This is a genomic window from Allocoprococcus similis, from assembly GCF_054660775.1.
The window spans coordinates 1-19,951 of the sequence record NZ_BAAHSG010000009.1; the positions used below are offsets into that span (position 1 = coordinate 1).

Sequence of the window (19,951 nt, forward strand, 5' to 3'; positions counted from 1 at the left end):
CCTATTCTTTTTCTAAATCTGCCCTCAAGACTTTGGGCGCAGACCTGGCGGCTGCTAAACATAAAAATTCAGGAAACTATAGAGAGATAGTTTCCTGGTATATGGGAGAGGGTATTTATATTGAGGGTGGGTTAGGTTAGTTTGCGCGTAATGATTCAATAAATGGTGTGAGGAGAGACTCGCCGTACTGTAACAGGGAGAAACTTTTCTGGGTGAGGCACCAGGAGTAGGTGAGGCCGATCTGGGCAGAGGTGATCATCTGGGAGAGTTCGACGTAGGAGTAGTCTGACTTTAGTTCTCCACATTTGATCCCGTCGAAAAGGATCTTGCGCAGGATCTTATAATAGTTACGATCCTGGTTTAAAATATGTCTGGTTCCGGTAGTAGTTACCTGAAGGCCGTAGAGGGACGGGAAGAGATCCATATATGGGGAGTGCTCCAGGTTGTTCAGCACAAAATGGTTGAAGGCGAGCAGCAGATCGGCGGCTGGAAGCGTCCGGTCGCAGGTCTGAAGCCAGCTATCATAGTCACTGTCGTAGGAATAGGCGAGGCTGAAGAGAAGCTCGTCTTTTCCACGAAAATGATGATAGAAGGTGCTGCGGGATTTGCCGGAAAGCTCAATGATCTGGGAAATCGTAGTTTCGTCATAGCCCTGTTCTGTGAAAAGCTTCCATGCTGCATCCATGATGTCCTGTTTTGCATGTCGTTTGCCGTGCGTTGTCATAATTGATCGCTCCTGCCTTCTTGAAAGTATTGAAGCTATTGTAACACAGGGATGTGGAGAGTGCAATGTTTTGTTTCTGCATACATTTTAATGTTTTGTTTCTGCATACATTTTGTTGAAAATGTCCATATAAGGAGAATATAGTTGACTTTATTTAAATACTTTAGTAGAATGAAGAGTATAAAAAAGCAGAACGCAGTTCGGAATATAGTATCTTTTTAGACCGCGGTACGAAAACGAACTACAGTGCTTTGGAGGTGTAAGATGGAAAAATTAAAACTTGCAGCCGGCATGACAGGAGAACAGAAGCGTTATGCGGTTGAAGCAGCACTGCTTCTGGGATTTCAGACAGAGACAGCTACATTTCCGGTGATCACAGCGGACGGTGAGATTCCGGTGCCGGAGAATATGGAAGAGCTGAAAGCCCTGTGGAAAAAGAGTACAGGGGAGACACCGGAAGAGTACGAATCAGCATCAAAGCATACAGGTCCGATCTTTGATCTGGATTTCCGTAAGGAAAAAGGGCTGGAGATGATGCTTCAGAAAGGCGATTTCCTGAAAGACGAGAATCAGGATCTTCTTCCGGATGTGCTGGATGTGAAGATTGTACTTCCGGAGGATGCAGATGATGCGATGCTCGTTGCAGCATGTAACCTGGCATGGCGTTTTGGTATGGAGACAACCGGATATAAAGGAAATATTACGGCAGATGCAGCTTATGCAGGCAACCGGCTCGTTCTGGAAAAAGCAGAGCAGACAGAGCTTGTACAGGAAAAAGAAGGAGAAAGTGTAAAAGTATCTCTTCGCGGTGACGGAGAGGAACTAATCGCATTTACCTCCCGCCTCTGTACGGAATTTCCGCAGATCAATGGTCAGAGAAGCTGGAAAGACCTGCTGATGGATATGGTGGATGACTTTGTACTGCGCGGCGCAGATGGACAGCTCGCAGCTTTGAAAGCGATGCAGAAAGAGCAGACAGGAGAATATGAAGTATACGGATCTCCGCTCTGGAATGATACACAGAAAAAAGAAGCCGGGGATGCAAAGGTATATAATTACAAATCCGGACAGAAGATGTACGAGAAGGTGTATGAGCTTCCGTGGGAAGTGGAAGTGTTTGAAAAACTTCTGGAAGAAAAGGTTTATCCGCAGATCCGGAAAGGAAGCAAGGTAAAGATTACCGGTGCGGTAAGTGAAAATATAAAAGTACGCCAGAAGATAAAAGAAAAAATCGAAGACAGAATCCAGATGTTAGGTGCCAAGCCGGAGGATACCTCCGTTATCTGTGCATACAAGCAGGGATATTCCTGGATCGTTGAAGAGATGCTTTCGGTGATGAAGGAAGCGCAGGCAGATCAGGTTGAGATTTATTTCAAACCGTTCCTGCCGGAAGGTCAGACAGACTGGCTGGATGAGAACGGTGCAACCCCGTCCTATCACAATCTGAATGCAGACACTCCGGACAAGTGGTATGATCTTCCGATCCGCTATTTGCAGGAACTGTATCCGGTAGAAGATATTCTGGTAAAAGAGCTTGGAATTGAAAGAGATAAAGTCATTTTCAAAGCTTATGAAGGCGAAGAAGATATCACTTATCTCTGCAAGGGGATCAAGGACGAAAAGGTCTGCTGTGAGGATACTTACAAAGCAGTCTGGTCGGAAAGACCGTATATGGATGAATATCCGCAGATGGGAAAGGTTCATCCGGCAACCGGTTATGTAAAAGCAGAGATTGACGGACAGGAAGTATTTTATCAGACAGTCCGTACCGATATGGAAGAGATCTGGGATGTTTACCAGAAAGAAGTTCTTCCGGACTGCAAACGCTATATTGAGGAAAAGACAGGCGGAAAGATCTCCGCAGACCTGCAGCCGTTCTTCCATGAACTGCGTCTGGATGTGACCGCAAGTGAACCGGACTATGCGACCGGATCAAGAGAGGATCTGATCTCTTCGCTGGATGCTTTGCATGAAGATATGTATTTTGTCGGAAGCGACTATTTTAAAAATTATGGTGTGAAGAAAGCAGATGTCATGCTGGATGCGCCGGGACTGATCCTTCCGGTGATCCATGAAAAAGAAGGCAGACCGGTATTTAAGGTGACACTGACCGAGCCGTTAAAAGAAGAAGCATGCATTGTAAAAGATGGAAAAACAGTTCTTTTGCAGAGAAAACGGGAAGAAGCAGATGCATGGATCCGTGCCATTTCATGGGAAAATGATAATTTTACTTTCCATATCCGCACAAATGGGGTACAATCTAATATATTACACTCTTACGCATCATTGTGGTCAAAGGGTGTACTGGCAGAGTGCGAAAGTGTTGCGGCAGGTACGAAGCTTTTGTTTGAAAGTGAGCAGGGCGAGATACAGTATGCAGCACTTACGCCGGAAAGAGAAGAAAAACCAAAGACGAAACGGATCGAAGAGATTGATCTGCATGAGCATGAACTGATCGGATATGATACTTACCGTGAGATCATCGAAGACCTGAAGCAGGTTCCTGGAATCGAAGTGTTCCGGACTGCGGTATCTTATACAGGACGTGAACTCTATGCAGTATGGATCAAACCGGAATACGAAGGCTATCTGTCCATGACGAAGCGTATATCAAGAATTCCGAGCGAGATGATCAATGCAAGACATCATGCGAATGAAGTATCTTCGACAAATGCAGCATTTATCCTGATCAAGAAGCTGCTGACCGAAGATGTTTACAAAGATTTACCGGATAAACTGAATCTGGTGATCGTTCCGATGGAAAATGTGGATGGTGCGGCAATCCATTATGAATTGCAGAAAGAGCATCCAACCTGGAAATTCCATGTGGCAAGATTTAATTCTCTTGGAAAAGAGTTCTACTATGAACATTTCCAGCAGGATACGATCCACAGCGAGGCGATGGGATTAACCCGTATTTTTGACCGGTATGTCCCGGATATGATCGTGGACAATCACGGAGTACCGAGTCATGAATGGGAGCAGCAGTTTTCAGGTTATACCTCCCCGTCTTACAAAGGCTTCTGGCTTCCGAGATCTCTGCTTTATGGTTATTTCTGGTATGTGACCAATCCGGAGTACAAGGATAATTACCCGGTCAATAAGGTAATGGAAGATGTGATCGCAGACAAGATTGCCGAGTATCCGGAGATGAGAGAATTGAACCGTGAATGGAGTGCTCAGTTTGAAAAATATGCACATGCATGGATGCCGAAATTGTTCCCGGCAAACTATTATAAAGAAATGATCAATTACTGGATCCCGTTCGCGGCAGATCCAAACCATCGTTATCCGTCGATCCGTTTTCCGTGGATCACAACGGTTGCTTATACCAGTGAAGTTGCAGATGAGACGGCACAGGGTGAATACCTGAATTTGTGTGCAAGGGCTCATGTGGCACATGACGAGGCGACTATCCGGATGCTGATGGAAGCGGAACATGTGATGGAATGCTCTTTAGAGGAGCAGGATGGACAGATTTTGACCAGTTACATAAGACAGCGGCCGATGATTGTCAAAGTGACTGGAAAAAATAAATAACTTTTATTATTTATCTAAAGGAGGAGTTAGGTATGGAACTCATCAAATTACTTGGCGTGTTAATCGTAATCGTCGGATTCGCGCTGAAACTGGATTCAATCCTCATTATTTTCCTGGCCCTTATCACGACAGGGATTGTTGGAGGACTTGGAGTGAGCGGACTTCTGGAAACAATCGGTACAAACTTTGTAGCGAACAGAAGTATGGCGATCTTTATCATGATCCTGCTTGTTACAGGTACTCTTGAAAGAAACGGTCTGCGTGAAGCAGCGGCCAACCTGATCAGAAAGGTTAAGAGTGCGACAGCAGGTAAGCTGGTTGCTGCATATGGTATTCTGAATGCGCTGTTTGGAGCATTCAATGTCAGTTTCGGTGGTGTAGCCGGATTTATCCGTCCGGTGCTTCTTCCGATGGCAGAAGGTGCGATCACCAACAAATTTGGCAAAGCAAATGAAGATCACGTGGATAATGCAAAAGGACTTTCCGTTGCAATGCAGAACTTCACATGGTTCTTCTTCCAGGTACTGTTCGTAGGTGGAGCAGGTGGAATCCTTGTACAGACAACACTTGCAGGTCTTGGATATGAAGTAGAACTGATCGACCTTGCTGCAGTTGAAATCCCGGTAGCATTATTCGCACTGGTTGTTTCTTGCATTTTTGTTATCGCGAAAGACAACCGACTGATGAAGAAATATTACGGGAAATCAGCAGATACTAAGAAATAGAGGGAGGAAGACAGATGAGTAATTTAAAATTTATACAGATCGGTGATTCATTTAATACCATCGGACTGAATGTGGTATGGATCATTATTGGACTGATCACAATTTATGCAGGAATCAAGAACCTTCTGGACAAAGAGAATCCGTCAAGAGTCGGAACCGCTGTTTTCTGGTGTTCTTTCGGTGTCGTATGTGGATTCGGTACATGGTTGCCGGCAAAAGTTTCCGGTGCCCTTGTTCTGATCATGTGCCTGCCGCCGATCTTTAAGAAGGTTAAAATCGGCAAAGTCGATAATCCGACAAAAGAACATACAGAACAGCAGTTTAAGAAGATCGGTATGAAAATTTTCATCCCGGCATTCTCAGTAGCTGTATGCTCCCTGTTCTTTGCATTATTCAGTAACATGAGTTCAATGATCGCAATCACAATTGGTGTTATTGTTGCAATGATCTTACTGATTGCTTACGATTCAAAACAGAATAAACCGGTAGTATTCTTAAATGATTCGGAAAGATTCCTCGGAATCACAGGACCACTCAGTATGCTTCCTCAGTTACTGGGATGCCTTGGTGGTGTATTTACGGCAGCAGGAGTCGGCGATGTTATCGCACAGCTTGTTGAAAAGGTCGTTCCGAAGGGAAATGTAAACGTTGGTATCATCATATATGCGATCGGTATGGTACTCTTTACTATGATCATGGGAAATGCATTTGCTGCGATCACAGTTATGACCGTTGGTATCGGAGCACCATTCGTACTTGCTTACGGTGCCAATCCGGTAGTGATCGGTATGATCGCACTTACATGTGGATACTGTGGAACTCTGCTTACACCAATGGCAGCAAACTTCAATATCCTGCCGGTAGCGATCCTGAATATGAAGGACCGTTGGGGCGTAATCAAGAATCAGGTTCTGGTTGCACTTATTATGCTTGTATTCCAGATCTGTTATATGATAGTATTAAAGTAAATAAGATATGAGAAACTAAGGTCATCGTTTTCTGACTTTTCAGAGAAATGGTGGCCTTAGAATCCGTAAGCGATAGAAAGAAGAGGAACATATGACACCGAATATGGAACGGGGGGCCCGGATCATTATTCACGAATGGGTAAAAGTAAGGGCGTGGGACAAAGTACTGATCGTGACATCGAAGGAATATCTTGCAGAAGCAAAAGCAATGGAAAAAGAGGCTTCCGGAAAAGCACGGTCAGTGAATACGCTGCTTGTCGAGAACAAGGGGCGTCATGTGGGAATCTTTTTTGATGATAATGAAGCAGTTTTTGATCCTTATACGGCAATTATCGCGGCGACAGAGTATTCGCTGGTGACAACGAAAGCCGCAAAGCGTGCGATACAGAAACACAAGAAATTCCTGTCCCTGCCACTGGCAACCAATGACGGAAGATCTTTTCTGGAATACGATTTTCTGACGATGGATACGAAGAAGAGCCGGCTGATGGCAAAGGCATTTATCAAATATCTCAAGTATTCAGAAAAAGTCCGTGTGACAACTCCGGCAGGAACGGATATGATGTTCTGCAAAGTGGGCAGAGATCCGGGATTTTTTAACGGAGTTCTGAAGGATGGAAAGGGATATTCTTCTTCCAGTATTGAGGTCTATGTTCCGATCGAGGAGACAAAGACAGAAGGGGTGATGGTGCTTGACGGTTCTCTCGGATATATTGGTCGCGCAGAGGAACCGACAAGGATTTTATTTAAAGGCGGACGGATTACGGAGATTGAAGAGACACCGACCGGAATTCGGTTGAAAAAATATATGGAAGATTATCAGGATCCCCGGATCTATATTGCAGGGGAGCTCGGGATCGGATTAAATTCATGCTCGCAGTGCCTTGGAAACTGTTATATTGAGGATGAATCCGCTTATGGGACATTCCATGTAGGACTTGGGCGTAATATTGCTCTTGGAGGTATTCAGAACGCCAAAGGGCATTTTGATCTGGTATGTATGGAACCGGATATTTACACGGACAACAGACAGATCATGCAGCAGGGGAAGGTTATTATCCCGGAGCCTGTGTTATACTAAGAGATATAAAGGAGGAAATTAACATGAAGGTTTTATTAACAGGATTTGATCCATTTGGGGGAGAAAGTGTAAATCCGGCATTCGAGGCAATCAAGCTTCTTCCGTCAACAATTGCGGGAGCAGAGATCGTATATGTAGAGATCCCTACAGAATTCAAGAAAAGTGCACCGGCAGTTGAAGCAGCGATCAAGGAACATAACCCGGATATAGTGATCAACGTAGGTCAGGCAGGCGGACGTTCCTGCGTAACGGTAGAAAAAGTAGGAATCAACCTTGCAGATGCCCGGATTCCGGACAATGCAGGTGACCAGCCACTTGATGAGCCACTTCAGGCAGACGGTCCAACCGGATACTTTGCAACAATTCCGGTAAATGCAATGGTTCAGAATGTACGTGCTCACGGACTTCCATGCCATGTATCTTTTACAGCAGGAACCTACGTATGCAACTGTGTAATGTACAATGTACTGCATATGTGTGCAACCAAATACACCAACATCCGTGCCGGATTTATCCATGTTCCATTCGCATGCGAACAGGTTGTAGATAAAGCGAACGGAATGGCAAGCATGCCGCTTGAGACCATCGCAAAGTCTCTGGAATACTGTATTGAAGCTGTAGTGAATAATACAGAAGATGTAAAAGAGGCTATGGGAACTACCCATTAATATGTAAATAGGAAATACCGTCGCATTGGAAATGAGATCTGATGCGGCGGTATTTTTTTGAGAAATTCTATCAAAAATACAGTATCATATCACTTAAAGAGAATGAATGTTCATTAAATATTAAAAAATTCTATTATAAAGAAAAAGAATTGATTTGTCATGGAAAAGAATGTTATGTATAATATGCATAAAGAAAGCGAAGCGGAAATAAGAAAAATGAACAATTTTACGAACGAAGAGAGCTTTTTTTAAAAAATCAAGTTGATTAAGAAGGTGAAGAAAACAATCTAGTGGGGAAAAGATTATCGTAAAAAAAATATGGATGGAAAACAATAACAGAGGCGAAGGAGAAGTGAAATGAGTAATTTAATGGGGATGCTGACGACTATCCAAAGTTATGTATGGGGACCTCCGACATTGTTGCTGCTGATCGGTACAGGGCTTTACTTTACTATCAAATTGAGAGGGCTGCAGATCACAAAATTTCCACGTGCGGTAAGGATCATCTTCGAAAAAGAAAGTGGAACCGGGAGCGGAGAAGGAGATGTATCGGCATTTGCGACGCTATGTACAACGATGGCAGCAGATATAGGAACAGGAAGTATTGTTGGAGTTGCAACGGCGCTTCGAATTGGTGGACCGGGATCGTTATTCTGGATGTGGATTTCAGCCATACTTGGTATGGTGACGAAATATTCGGAAAGTCTTTTAGCGGTAAAATATCGAGTGACGGACGAGAATAACCAGATGGCTGGCGGACCGATGTTTTATATCCAAAATGGTATGGGAGAGAGGTTTATTTGGCTTGCAAAAATCTTTTCTGTGTTTGGCATATGTACAGCATTATTTGGCTGCGGAACGTTTCCGCAGGTAAATGCGATCACAGAATCTGTCAATGTGACATTCCATATACCGATCATTGTAGCAGGTGTGATTGTGACGATACTTACTGCGGTTGTAACGATCGGAGGAATTAAAAGTATTTCAAAGGTTGCTGAAATTGTGGTGCCGATCATGGCGCTTACTTTTCTTGGAGGCTCGGTAGTGGCGCTGGTGATCAACCGGGCGGCGGTACCGGATGCTTTTAAGACCATTTTTACCTGTGCATTTGCAAAAGAATCGGTAATCGGAGGAACTGCAGGAACAGGTGTCATTACGTTTATGACGGTTATGAGAACCGGGATTGCCAGAGGGGTCTATACAAATGAGGCAGGACTTGGAAGTTCACCGATCGTTGCAGCAGCAGCGAAGACGAACTCCGGTGTGAGACAGGGGCTTCTTTCCATGACAAGTGTGTTTGTTACTACGATTCTGACCTGTTCTATGACAGGACTGGTTATCATCAGTAGTGGGCTGATGAACAGTTCGGATATGAACGGAAGTACGCTTGTTACGGCGGCATATAACATGTGTCTGCCGCACAATATAGGAAAGTATCTGATCGCAGTAGGAATTATGTTCTTTGCATTTACCACCATTTTGGGATGGAATTATTACGGAGAACGCTGCCTGGTTTATCTGACCGGCACAACAAAATGGATCAAACCATATAAGATCATCTACATTGCAGCGATTGCACTGGCGCCGTTTTTATCGCTGGAACCAATCTGGCTCCTGGCAGATATCACGAATGCGCTGATGATCATTCCAAATCTGATCGCAATTATTGCACTTAGAAAAGTGATCATTGGGGAAACAAAACTGTATTTTTCAAAACCAAATATAAAAAAAGTTTCTGTTGGCGTGAAAGCGACAGAATCGTAGGAAATATCCTGATGGTAGAAGTGTTCTGCTATCAGGATATTTTTATTGTGTGTATTTGGGAGAGCGATTCAAATTTCTGAGTCCTTTGTTATTTGAGGTTGTGATATCAACAGACCTCTTTATTTTCAGAACATTTGCTAATTGAAGACGGACTGGGACCATGTTATAATCAGGCAACAAGATGTGGAGAAAAAGAACGATAGAAAATCTAAAAATCAAATTATAGTCATATAACCAGCAGCTTATGGAAACTCATATCTGAAAATGCTCCTGATAAAAATTGTAGCGGGAGGAAATATATGAGAACGAAATTACAGAAGTATTTCCCAATGATAAAGACCAGGCAGGCGATTCTGGACGAGATTGATGGGAATACAAAAATGCATAGTGTTTTTTACAGCTGGGAAAAGAAACAGAAGGAAGAATTTTTAGATTTTTGTACAGGTGTAAAAGGGGTAAAATTACTGTATGATTCATTTTTTAAGCAGATTATGAATCCGGAGACGGCACCGAGGCGGCTGGAAGAGTTTATTTCAGCAGCAATAGGGGAGAAAGTGAAAATCCTGCATGTGCTGCCAAATGAATCTGCGAGAATTGCAGCAGAGGATTCACTTTTAATTATGGACATGGTGGTACAGTTGACGGACGGAAGTCTGGCAAATGTGGAAATCCGGAAGCTGGGATACCGCTTTTCAGGACAGAGAAGTGCGTGTTATTCAGCTGATTTGCTTTTACGGCAGTATAAGCGACTACGGGAAGAAAAAGGAAAGAGTTTTACATATAAAGATGTCAAGAACGTATATACAATCGTGTTATTTGAAAAAAGTGAGAAGAAATATCATGAATTTTCAGAGCAGATTTATATCCATCATATGGAGCAGAAAAGCGATACCGGAATCCAGGCAGATCTGCTTCAGAAATACACGTTTATATGCCTTGACATCTTCCGGGATGTCATTCAAAATAAAGATGGAGAGATTGAGAATAATCTGGAAAAATGGTTATTATTTCTAAGTGAAGATAATCCGGAGAGAATCATGCAGCTAGTCGAAAAAATACCGGAGTTTAAGGCTCTTTATGAAGAAGTATATACCATGTGCCAGAATGTGGAAAGGATGATGGAAATGTTCTCGAAAGAGCTGGAGATATTGGATAAAAATACAGTACGGTATATGATCGATGAGATGCAGGAAGAGCTTGAAGGGCAAAAGAAAGAAATCGATGCCAAAAATAGAGAGATCAAAGGACAGCAAAAAAAGCTTGAAGATCAAGGCAGGATCATCCATGAAGATGCAAAGCGTATAGAAGAAATGAATCAACTTCTTAAAAAAAGAGAAGAAAAGATTCAGGAACTGATGGAGCAGTTAGAAGAGTCATCCAGATAAGAGAAGGGCGTACTGGTTACTGGCTATAATAAAAGATGAATATCGTCGCATTGGAAATATGTCTGATGCGGCGGTATTTTTGCGTTAGAGGATAAATAAGGTTGTGACAGCACAATTAAGTATAATCTGTGTTTCCATCAATTCTCTTTCAGAAGATTCCAACACCCCCAGAAAATCATTCGATACCGTTGAACAGGCGGATTTCCAAATATATGTACTCCGGTTCCCTTCGAGGCAATGGAGATGAAACCCAGGAATCGTGGAAGCCATTGCTGAACACGATTCCCGTTTTCGGGGGTTCATCGGAATGTTTTGCCGAGGGGAACCGGAGTACATATATTTGGAAATCCGCCGCCACCAACCAACAAAATTTTCCTCCACCAGTTGGAAATCCCCCGCATTTCTGCTAGAATGGAACACAGAGAAAAGGAGCGAACACAATATGAATTTTGCGCATTTGCACGTCCATACGGAATACAGCCTTCTGGACGGTTCAAATAAAATTAAAGAATATGTTGCCAGAGTCAAAGAACTGGGGATGACAGCCGCGGCGATCACAGATCATGGTGTTATGTATGGCGTCATTGACTTCTACAGGGCGGCAAGGGCGGCAGGAATCAATCCTGTGCTGGGATGCGAAGTCTACGTGGCACCGGGATCCAGATTCGATAAAACGGCCGTAGGACGCGATGAGGACCGATATTATCACCTGGTACTTCTTGCCGAGAATAATACGGGCTACGCCAATCTGATGAAGATCGTGTCACGTGCATTTACGGAAGGTTACTATTATAAGCCAAGAGTAGATTATGAGCTTCTGGAGACCTATCACGAAGGAATCATTGCCCTCAGTGCATGTCTTGCCGGAGAGGTACAGAGGAATCTGGCGAGAGGGATGTATGAAGAAGGAAAAAAGGCTGCGCTTCATTATGAACAGATTTTTGGGAAAGGCAACTTTTTTCTGGAACTGCAGGATCATGGGATTCCGGAGCAGCGCACCGTCAACCAGCAGCTGATGCGTCTGTCGCAGGAGATCGGAATCGATCTTGTGGCGACCAATGACGTGCATTATACCTACGCAGAAGATGAAAAGCCACATGATATCCTGCTTTGTCTTCAGACAGGGAAAAAGCTCGCAGACGAGGATCGGATGCGCTATGAAGGCGGACAGTACTACGTGAAGTCCAAAGAAGAGATGGCAGAACTTTTCCCATATGCACCGGAGGCGCTGGAAAATACACAGAAGATTGCAGACAGATGCCATGTAGAGATTGAATTTGGTGTGACAAAGCTTCCGAAATTCGATGTGCCGGAAGGATTTACCTCATGGGAATATTTGAATAAGCTCTGTTTTGACGGACTGAAAAGACGATATGGAGAAGACCCGGATCCAGCTCTTGTGGAGCGTCTGAATTATGAATTGGGCGTTATCAAAAGCATGGGTTACGTGGATTACTTCCTTATTGTATGGGATTTCATTCATTTTGCAAAAAGCAATGGAATCATGGTTGGACCTGGGCGTGGATCTGCGGCGGGAAGCATTGTGGCGTACACACTTGCGATCACCAATATCGATCCGATCCGGTATCAGCTGCTGTTCGAGCGTTTCCTGAATCCGGAACGTGTGTCCATGCCCGATATCGACGTGGACTTCTGCTTTGAAAGAAGGCAGGAGGTCATTGACTATGTTGTGCGTAAATACGGCAAAGACCGGGTGGTGCAGATCGTAACCTTTGGTACACTGCAGGCGCGCGGGGTGCTGCGGGATGTGGGAAGGGTTATGGATCTTCCCTATGCCTTTGTGGATTCAATTGCAAAGATGATTCCGAAAGAACTGAATATTACACTGGATAAATCCTTGAAGATGAACCATGAGCTGAAGAAGCTCTATGATGAAGACCCGCAGGTAAAAGAGCTGATCGATATGTCAAAGAGACTGGAAGGTCTGCCACGGCATACATCCATGCATGCCGCGGGAGTCGTGATCAGTCAGAAGGATGTGGATGAATATGTTCCGCTGGCACTTGGAGCGGACAATAATGTGGTCACACAGTTTACCATGACTACGCTGGAAGAACTGGGACTTCTGAAAATGGATTTCCTAGGGCTTCGTACCCTGACCGTCATCCAGGATTCGATCAGACTGGTTGAAAAAAGTACCGGTGTGAAGCTGGTAACAGAAGAATTAAATTATAATGATAAAGCAGTACTTGACTATATCGGAACCGGCAAGACAGACGGTATTTTCCAGATAGAAAGTGCAGGGATGAAGAGCTTCATGAAGGAGCTTCGCCCACAGAGCCTGGAAGACATCATCGCCGGAATTTCCCTTTACCGTCCGGGGCCGATGGATTTCATTCCGCAGTATATCAAAGGAAAGAACCATCCGGAGCTTATTACTTACGAATGCCCACAGTTAGAGCCGATCCTGGCACCGACCTACGGCTGCATCGTATACCAGGAACAGGTTATGCAGATCGTGCGTGACCTTGCCGGATATTCACTTGGGCGAAGCGACCTTGTACGTCGTGCCATGAGTAAGAAAAAGGGCGACGTGATGCAGAGAGAGCGTCAGAATTTTGTATATGGTAATGAGGAAGAAGGCATTCCGGGCTGTGTCAAAAATGGAATCGATGAAAAGGTTGCGAATAAGATCTATGATGAAATGATCGATTTTGCAAAGTATGCGTTTAACAAATCACATGCGGCAGCTTATGCGGTTGTCTCATACCAGACAGCGTATCTGAAATATTATTATCCGGTAGAATATATGGCAGCGCTTATGACTTCTGTCATCGACAATCCGGGAAAGGTTGCCGAATACATTTACACTTGCCGACAGATAGGAATTTCTATCCTGCCGCCGGATATCAATCGTGGGGTTGGTGATTTTTCTGTGGATAATGGTAATATCCGTTACGGACTTGCGGCGATCAAGGGGGTCGGAAGACCGGTGATCGAGCAGATCATCCGGGACAGAGAAGAGCATGGCACGTTTCGTGATCTGAAGGATTTTCTGGAACGGCTTTCCGGTAAGGAAGTCAATAAACGTGCGGTAGAAAACTTTATCAAATCCGGCGCATTTGACAGCCTGAAAGGGACCAGAAAGCAGTTTATGATCATTTATGTGCAGATCATGGATCAGGTAGCGCAGAACAAGAAAAATTCGCTTGCCGGACAGATATCGCTCTTTGATATTGTGGATGACGAACAGAAAAAAGAATTTGAGGTCACGCTTCCGGATGTGGGGGAATACCAGAAGGAGACGATGCTTGCATTTGAAAAAGAAGTACTCGGCGTGTATATCAGCGGACATCCATTGGAAGAATATGAAGAGAAATGGCGGAAGAGTATTTCTGCAACAACATTGGATTTTCAGCTTGATGAAGAGACCGGACGGACAAAAGTGCGTGACGGGTCAAGGGAGATCATCGGTGGTATGATCACATCAAAGACGATCAAATACACAAAGAAGAATCAGACGATGGCATTTATTACCGTAGAGGATCTTCTTGGAACGGTAGAGGTTGTCATTTTCCCGCAGAGCTATGAGAAGAGCCAGCAGTATCTGCAGGAGGACAGCAAGGTATTTGTGCGCGGACGCGTATCGGAAGAGGACGATAATGCAAGTAAGCTGATCTGTGAGGAAGTAATTCCGTTTGAGATGACGAAAAAAGAACTGTGGATTCAGTATGCAGACAAACAGAGTTACCTTCAGGATGAGCAGAATCTGTTCCGGATGCTCGCGGAAAGTGAGGGTGAGGACCAGGTTGTAATCTTCTGCAAAGCGGAGAGAGCGGTAAAAAGATTGCCTAAAAACGCAAATATCCAGGTAGAACCTGGGATTTTGAGCAGATTGACGAATTATTTCGGAGAAGATTGTGTAAAAGTAATAGAAAAACCCATTGAAATGAAGGGGTGAATATTATACAATAACGTGTGAATTGAGATAAATTAAGCAAAAGGATAGTAAAGTTACAAAGTAGAAGAGACGGAGGAGACATATCATGGCAGAAAAAGTAATCAGAACTATCGGCGTATTGACCAGTGGTGGAGACGCACCGGGAATGAACGCTGCAATCCGTGCAGTTGTAAGAACCGCATTGGGCAAAGGACTGAAAGTAAGAGGAATCAGAAGAGGTTATTCAGGACTTCTTAACGAGGAAATTATTGATTTAAGTGCCAGAGATGTATCGGACACGATCCAGAGAGGTGGAACGATTCTTCTGACAGCCCGTTGCGAGGAAATGCGTACACCAGAAGGACAGCAGAAAGCAGCAGCAATCTGTAAGAAATACGGAATTGACGGTCTGGTAGTTATCGGAGGAGACGGTTCCTTCAAGGGAGCACAGAAATTATCTGATTTTGGAGTAAATACAATCGGACTTCCGGGAACGATCGACCTTGATATCGCATGTACAGAATACACAATCGGATTCGATACAGCGGTTAATACAGCGATGGAAGCAATCGACAAAGTACGTGATACATCTACATCACATGAAAGATGCAGTGTTATCGAAGTTATGGGACGTGATGCAGGATACCTTGCACTGTGGTGCGGTATTGCCAATGGAGCAGAGAAGATTCTTCTTCCTGAGGAACATGACTACGATGAAGCAAAGATCATTGCAGACATCAAAGAAAGCAGAAAACGCGGTAAAAAGCATTACATTATCATCAATGCCGAAGGTATCGGTGATTCTATGAATATGGCAAAGAGAATCGAAAAAGAGACAGGTATGGAGACCCGTGCTACGATTCTTGGTCACATGCAGCGTGGTGGAAGCCCGACAGCAAAAGACAGAGTATATGCATCTATCATGGGATCTCTTGCCGTAGATCTTCTTCTTGAAGGAAAAACAAACCGTGTAGTAGGATACAAACATGGCGAGTATATTGACTTCGATATCAACGAAGCACTGGCAATGCAGAAAGGAATTCCGGAGTACCAGTACGATATCGCAAAACAGCTTGCCATCTAATAACAGACAGATTGGATGACGTGTATGACACAGGATGTATTATTGACGATTTCCGGACTGCATGATATGGCATTTGCAGATCCGGAAGAAAATGAAGAGAATGAGCCGATCGAAGTGATCACTCCGGCGAGCTATTACTGGAAGAACGGAAAGCATTATATTCTTTATGATGAAGTAATGGAAGGGATTCCGGGGGTGGTTAAGAATAAGATCAAGATCACCGGTGAAGATTCGATGGAGATCATGAAGAGCGGAATTACGAATGCACATATGGTATTTGAGAAGAATCAGATGAATGTTACTTATTATGATACACCGTATGGGCAGCTTCATGTTGGAATTCATACACGGAAGCTGGATGTGAATGTGGATGATGAGCGAATTGATATTGCTGTGGAGTATGGGCTTGATGTGAATCATGAAGCGACGGCAGACTGCCGGATCGCAATGAGCATAAGACCGAAAGCACAGGCAGAGGAAGCAATTTCAGGAAAATAAAACAAAAAGGGTAAATGATTCGATCGGCTCAGAATCATTTACCCTGTTTTTCATTATGGGGAATAAAAAAGAACGTACCTTATGGCACATTCTTTTTTAATCTTACTTGTTCCGCAGTCTTGCCCAGAATCCTTTTTTCTTAGGTGGAGTCTCAAGAGAACCTCTGACTCCTTTTACTGCAGTGATGTAAATACCGCTTACGGTTGCTTTTACTTCTTTTTTGACTGGAATAAGATCATAGATGCTTGCATCACACATCAGAGTCATGATCTTTGGTCCGACTTTTGCCTTGACTACCGGTACCTTTGAACGACGAAGATACTTAGGTGTATTCTCAAGAACAACTGACGGGAAACCGGCATCTTTAAGCTTCATCTTACCTTTGTCGATAACCAGGATGTTGACCTGCTGTGCAGCAGCTGCAATCATCTCTTCCTGTTCTGCCTGCTTTTTCTGCGCTTTCTTACCGAGGAAATACAGAACAACCAGGGCGATAAGCAGTACGGCAAGAATTACCAGTAATACGATCGTTATCTTACTCACGGGTTTTCCTCCTCAAATCATATTTACACATAGCTTATTGTAGCATTGTTTGTAGACAAGTGCAAGTAATTTGAAGTTTTTGGCGGCTTTTTGAAAGTAATGGAAAATCTGAAATAAATGTGAATTTTGGGAAATCCCTTTTCAATGACGGATTATGTGTTATAATCATATGTAGCGCTCTGATGTGGGTGATTTGGACAGTCAGAGAGAATGAAGATATAAGAGGTGTAAAATAAAATGAAAAAGAAATTAACAGTACTGGCAGCAGGTATCTGTGCATTGTCATTACTTCTTACCGGATGCTCCGGTGAGATTTCCAATGATTATGTTACGATTACAAAATATAAAGGTGTGGAGATTGATAAAGTAGATGCGGATGCGATATCGGATAATGATGTAGAAACACAGATCAACAGTGTGCTTCAGTCTAAATCAACTACAACAGAAGTTACAGACCGTGCAGCACAAACCGGAGATACAGTAACGATCGACTATGAAGGAAAAAAAGATGGTGTGGCATTTGATGGTGGAACAGCGACAGATGCACAGCTTACATTAGGAAGCGGTCAGTTTATTGACGGATTTGAGGACGGTGTTGTCGGACATAATATCGGTGATACCTTTGATCTGGATCTGACTTTCCCGGAAAACTATGGAAATGAAGAGCTTGCAGGTCAGGCAGTTGTGTTTACCGTTACACTGAAGGGAATCAGCCAGACCGATGTACCGGAGCTTACCGATGAATTTGTACAGAGTGTTTCTGAGACTTCCAAGACGGTGGAAGAGTACAAAAAGGAAATCAAAAAATCTCTGAAAAAAAACAGCAAAGAAAACCAGCAGAATACAATCAAGGAAAATGCATGGAAAGCAGTACTTGAGAACACAACTGTGAACAAGTATCCGAAGAAGGATCTGAAGAATATGATCAGTTCGATCAAGACACAGTATAAGAATATGGCATCTTATTATAACCTTGATTTTGCAGATTTCCTTAAACAGTATATGAATATGGATGAGGAAACTTTTAATTCAAAGGCAACCCAGGCTGCAAAGGATCAGGTAAAGGCCAACCTTGCGGCAGATCTGATCATTGAGAAGGCAAAGATCGATGTGTCAGATAAGACACTTGAGAAGAAGTATAAGGAGTATGCAAAGGCTTACGGATACGAAGATGTAGATGCACTCAAAAAGGCACTGGAAGATGCAGGGAACCTGGAGAATCTGGAAAAGACAGCAAGACTGGATATCGTAGAAGACTGGGTAGCAGACAACTGCAAGCAGGTGAAAAGTACTTCATCTGACAGCAGCAAAAGCGGTTCAAGCAATACAGGAAGTACCGGCAGCACAGAAAGTACAAAATAGATATAAGCAAACAGTCAAAAGGCGGAGAGTAAAATCTTCGTCTTTTTTCTTTCTGAAGGGAATGGTATGATATAGAAAGTAATTGTTTTTACAAAATGAAATATGCTACAGGAGGACAAGATGAAAGCAGTACTTTTTGATATGGATGGCATCCTGATCGATACAGAGAAATATCTGACAGTATACAAACAAAAGGCAATGCGGGAGGCGGGATACCGGCTGGATCTGGAAACGGCCTACAAATTCCGCAGCTGTGCATCCGTATTTGCAAGAGAGCAGATGAAGGAAATTTTTGGAGAGGATTTTCCATACGATGAGCTCAGACGGCGCAGACAGGAACTGATGAGTGATCACATTGCGCGTTTCGGAATCGAGAAGAAGCCGTATGTGGAAGAGACGATCAAGGAGCTGAAAAGACGTGGTTATCAGACAGCGGTTGTGACGGCTACAGCGGAAGACAGGGCTGTGCGTTATCTGGAAATGGTCGGATTTAAAGAGCTGTTTGATGAGATCATCAGTGCATCTATGGTGAAATTGGGAAAACCGAGACCGGATGTGTATCTCTATGCCTGTGAGAAGATCGGGCGGAAGCCTGAAGAGTGCATGGCGGTCGAAGATTCACCGAACGGGGTAAATGCGGCTTATCAGGCGGGCTGCCATGTGACGATGGTTCCGGATCTGACACCTGCAGACGAAGAGGTCAAAAAGATGGCAGATCATGTTGTCCCAGACCTGCGAGGACTTCTGGAATATCTGAAATAACCCCTGAAAATGAGGAGAGCCGATATCCGGTTTCCCGAATATCGGCGTTTATGAAAAAGAAAAATTTTATTATGTGAAAAGGTTTATTTCCTTTTGACAATTATTAGTATACTCATATCTTGTGAAAAAAGTGTGTTTATAATTTGAAAGAATTATGAACGTTTGTGAACATGTTATACATATATTCTGAAGGGACCGCAGAAAGCAGAGTCTGCAGCCCGGCAAAAGGAATTTAATCTGTTCCGGGAAGCATCGACCGGACGAAAAGCGAAAACAATTCCCGCATGCATGGAGAAGTAAAAAACATGGATTCCGGATGCCACTGTACGCCAAGTGCAAAAGGCTGTCCTTCGATTTCGATTGCTTCGACTGTGCCATCAGAAGTGTGTGCACAGGCATGGACATTTTTTCCGAGCAGATGAACGGACTGATGGTGGAAACTATTGGTGTACAGAGTGTCTCCGGTCAGTTCATGAAGATGGCTGCCTTTGGTGATGAAGATCTGATGCCACATATCGCTGCGGTTCTGTGAGGTCTGCATATGCAGAAAAGGATCTCCGGGCTGGCAGGAAAGATCCTGATAGACCGTTCCGCCACAGGCAGCGTTGAGTACCTGCATACCCCGGCAGATGCCGATTACCGGCAGATGACGTTTTAAGATTTCCTCTGCAAAATGAATCTGGAAAAGATCCACAGAAAGATTGGTCTGTCCTACACCGGGAAGTGGATCTTCATTGAAGAGAAACGGTGTAAAATCACCTCCTCCGGGGAGCAGAAATCCATCGCATATGTCAAGATAAGAATCGATCGGGAAGTCCTGAGGAAGAATCGGTATCAGAAGGGGGATTCCTCCGGAAATGCGGACTGCCCTCACATAGGTATCGGTTACAAACTGGTTTTTGCCGTCGAAGCCACAGCATAAGATTCCAACAACTGGTTTCATATT

General features: G+C 43.8%; 15 protein-coding genes. 12 read left to right on the plus strand and 3 right to left on the minus strand.

Annotated features, from left to right (window positions below):
* Positions 1 to 136: 136 nt before the first annotated feature.
* A complete protein-coding gene (locus ACYQ5K_RS05135; protein WP_173688994.1) occupies positions 137 to 724 on the minus strand; it encodes a TetR/AcrR family transcriptional regulator in 588 nt (195 codons plus the stop codon).
* Positions 725 to 988: 264 nt separating this feature from the next.
* On the opposite strand from ACYQ5K_RS05135, the gene ACYQ5K_RS05140 reads away from it, so the two are divergent.
* The 10 genes from ACYQ5K_RS05140 (at position 989) to ACYQ5K_RS05185 (ending at position 16,338) form a co-directional block, all read left to right on the plus strand.
* Positions 989 to 4,264: a M14 family metallopeptidase gene (locus ACYQ5K_RS05140; RefSeq protein WP_243259198.1), complete on the plus strand. Its 3,276-nt coding sequence runs from the start codon at positions 989 to 991 to the stop codon at positions 4,262 to 4,264.
* A 32-nt stretch (positions 4,265 to 4,296) separates the two neighbouring features.
* Complete coding sequence (locus ACYQ5K_RS05145; protein ID WP_173688993.1) at positions 4,297 to 4,989, plus strand: DUF969 domain-containing protein; 693 nt, start codon at positions 4,297 to 4,299, stop codon at positions 4,987 to 4,989.
* Between the two features lie 14 nt (positions 4,990 to 5,003).
* The gene (locus tag ACYQ5K_RS05150) at positions 5,004 to 5,957 is read left to right on the plus strand and encodes a DUF979 domain-containing protein (protein WP_173688992.1); all 954 of its coding nucleotides are present in this window, start codon (positions 5,004 to 5,006) and stop codon (positions 5,955 to 5,957) included.
* A 91-nt stretch (positions 5,958 to 6,048) separates the two neighbouring features.
* A complete protein-coding gene (locus ACYQ5K_RS05155) occupies positions 6,049 to 7,038 on the plus strand; it encodes a M29 family metallopeptidase (RefSeq protein ID WP_243259199.1) in 990 nt (329 codons plus the stop codon).
* 23 nt (positions 7,039 to 7,061) lie between these two features.
* Complete coding sequence (pcp, locus tag ACYQ5K_RS05160) at positions 7,062 to 7,706, plus strand: pyroglutamyl-peptidase I (RefSeq protein WP_173688991.1); 645 nt, start codon at positions 7,062 to 7,064, stop codon at positions 7,704 to 7,706.
* Positions 7,707 to 8,063: 357 nt separating this feature from the next.
* Complete coding sequence (locus ACYQ5K_RS05165; protein ID WP_173688990.1) at positions 8,064 to 9,470, plus strand: alanine/glycine:cation symporter family protein; 1,407 nt, start codon at positions 8,064 to 8,066, stop codon at positions 9,468 to 9,470.
* A 299-nt stretch (positions 9,471 to 9,769) separates the two neighbouring features.
* Entirely contained in the window at positions 9,770 to 10,855 is a 1,086-nt protein-coding gene (locus ACYQ5K_RS05170) for a PD-(D/E)XK nuclease family transposase (RefSeq protein ID WP_459777316.1), read from the plus strand.
* A 442-nt stretch (positions 10,856 to 11,297) separates the two neighbouring features.
* The gene (locus ACYQ5K_RS05175; protein WP_459777317.1) at positions 11,298 to 14,777 is read left to right on the plus strand and encodes a DNA polymerase III subunit alpha; all 3,480 of its coding nucleotides are present in this window, start codon (positions 11,298 to 11,300) and stop codon (positions 14,775 to 14,777) included.
* An 85-nt stretch (positions 14,778 to 14,862) separates the two neighbouring features.
* Positions 14,863 to 15,840, plus strand: coding sequence for a 6-phosphofructokinase (gene pfkA, locus ACYQ5K_RS05180; RefSeq protein ID WP_055247911.1), 978 nt, complete (start codon positions 14,863 to 14,865; stop codon positions 15,838 to 15,840).
* 24 nt (positions 15,841 to 15,864) lie between these two features.
* Positions 15,865 to 16,338 carry a YwiB family protein gene (locus tag ACYQ5K_RS05185; RefSeq protein ID WP_055247913.1) on the plus strand — a complete coding sequence of 158 codons (474 nt, stop codon included), beginning with the start codon at positions 15,865 to 15,867 and terminating at the stop codon, positions 16,336 to 16,338.
* A 102-nt stretch (positions 16,339 to 16,440) separates the two neighbouring features.
* Here ACYQ5K_RS05185 and ACYQ5K_RS05190 read toward each other — a convergent pair whose 3' ends face one another.
* Complete coding sequence (locus ACYQ5K_RS05190) at positions 16,441 to 16,881, minus strand: hypothetical protein (protein WP_022221110.1); 441 nt, start codon at positions 16,879 to 16,881, stop codon at positions 16,441 to 16,443.
* A gap of 237 nt (positions 16,882 to 17,118) precedes the next feature.
* Between ACYQ5K_RS05190 and tig the strand changes: the two genes are divergently transcribed.
* Positions 17,119 to 18,243, plus strand: a complete 1,125-nt coding sequence (gene tig / locus ACYQ5K_RS05195) for a trigger factor (protein WP_195230951.1) — start codon at positions 17,119 to 17,121, stop codon at positions 18,241 to 18,243.
* A 120-nt stretch (positions 18,244 to 18,363) separates the two neighbouring features.
* Positions 18,364 to 19,005: an HAD family hydrolase gene (locus tag ACYQ5K_RS05200; protein WP_195230953.1), complete on the plus strand. Its 642-nt coding sequence runs from the start codon at positions 18,364 to 18,366 to the stop codon at positions 19,003 to 19,005.
* A gap of 232 nt (positions 19,006 to 19,237) precedes the next feature.
* On the opposite strand, the gene ACYQ5K_RS05205 is transcribed toward ACYQ5K_RS05200, so the two are convergent.
* On the minus strand, positions 19,238 to 19,948 hold the full coding sequence (locus tag ACYQ5K_RS05205; RefSeq protein WP_173688985.1) for a gamma-glutamyl-gamma-aminobutyrate hydrolase family protein: 711 nt from the start codon (positions 19,946 to 19,948) through the stop codon (positions 19,238 to 19,240).
* Positions 19,949 to 19,951 lie beyond the last annotated feature (3 nt).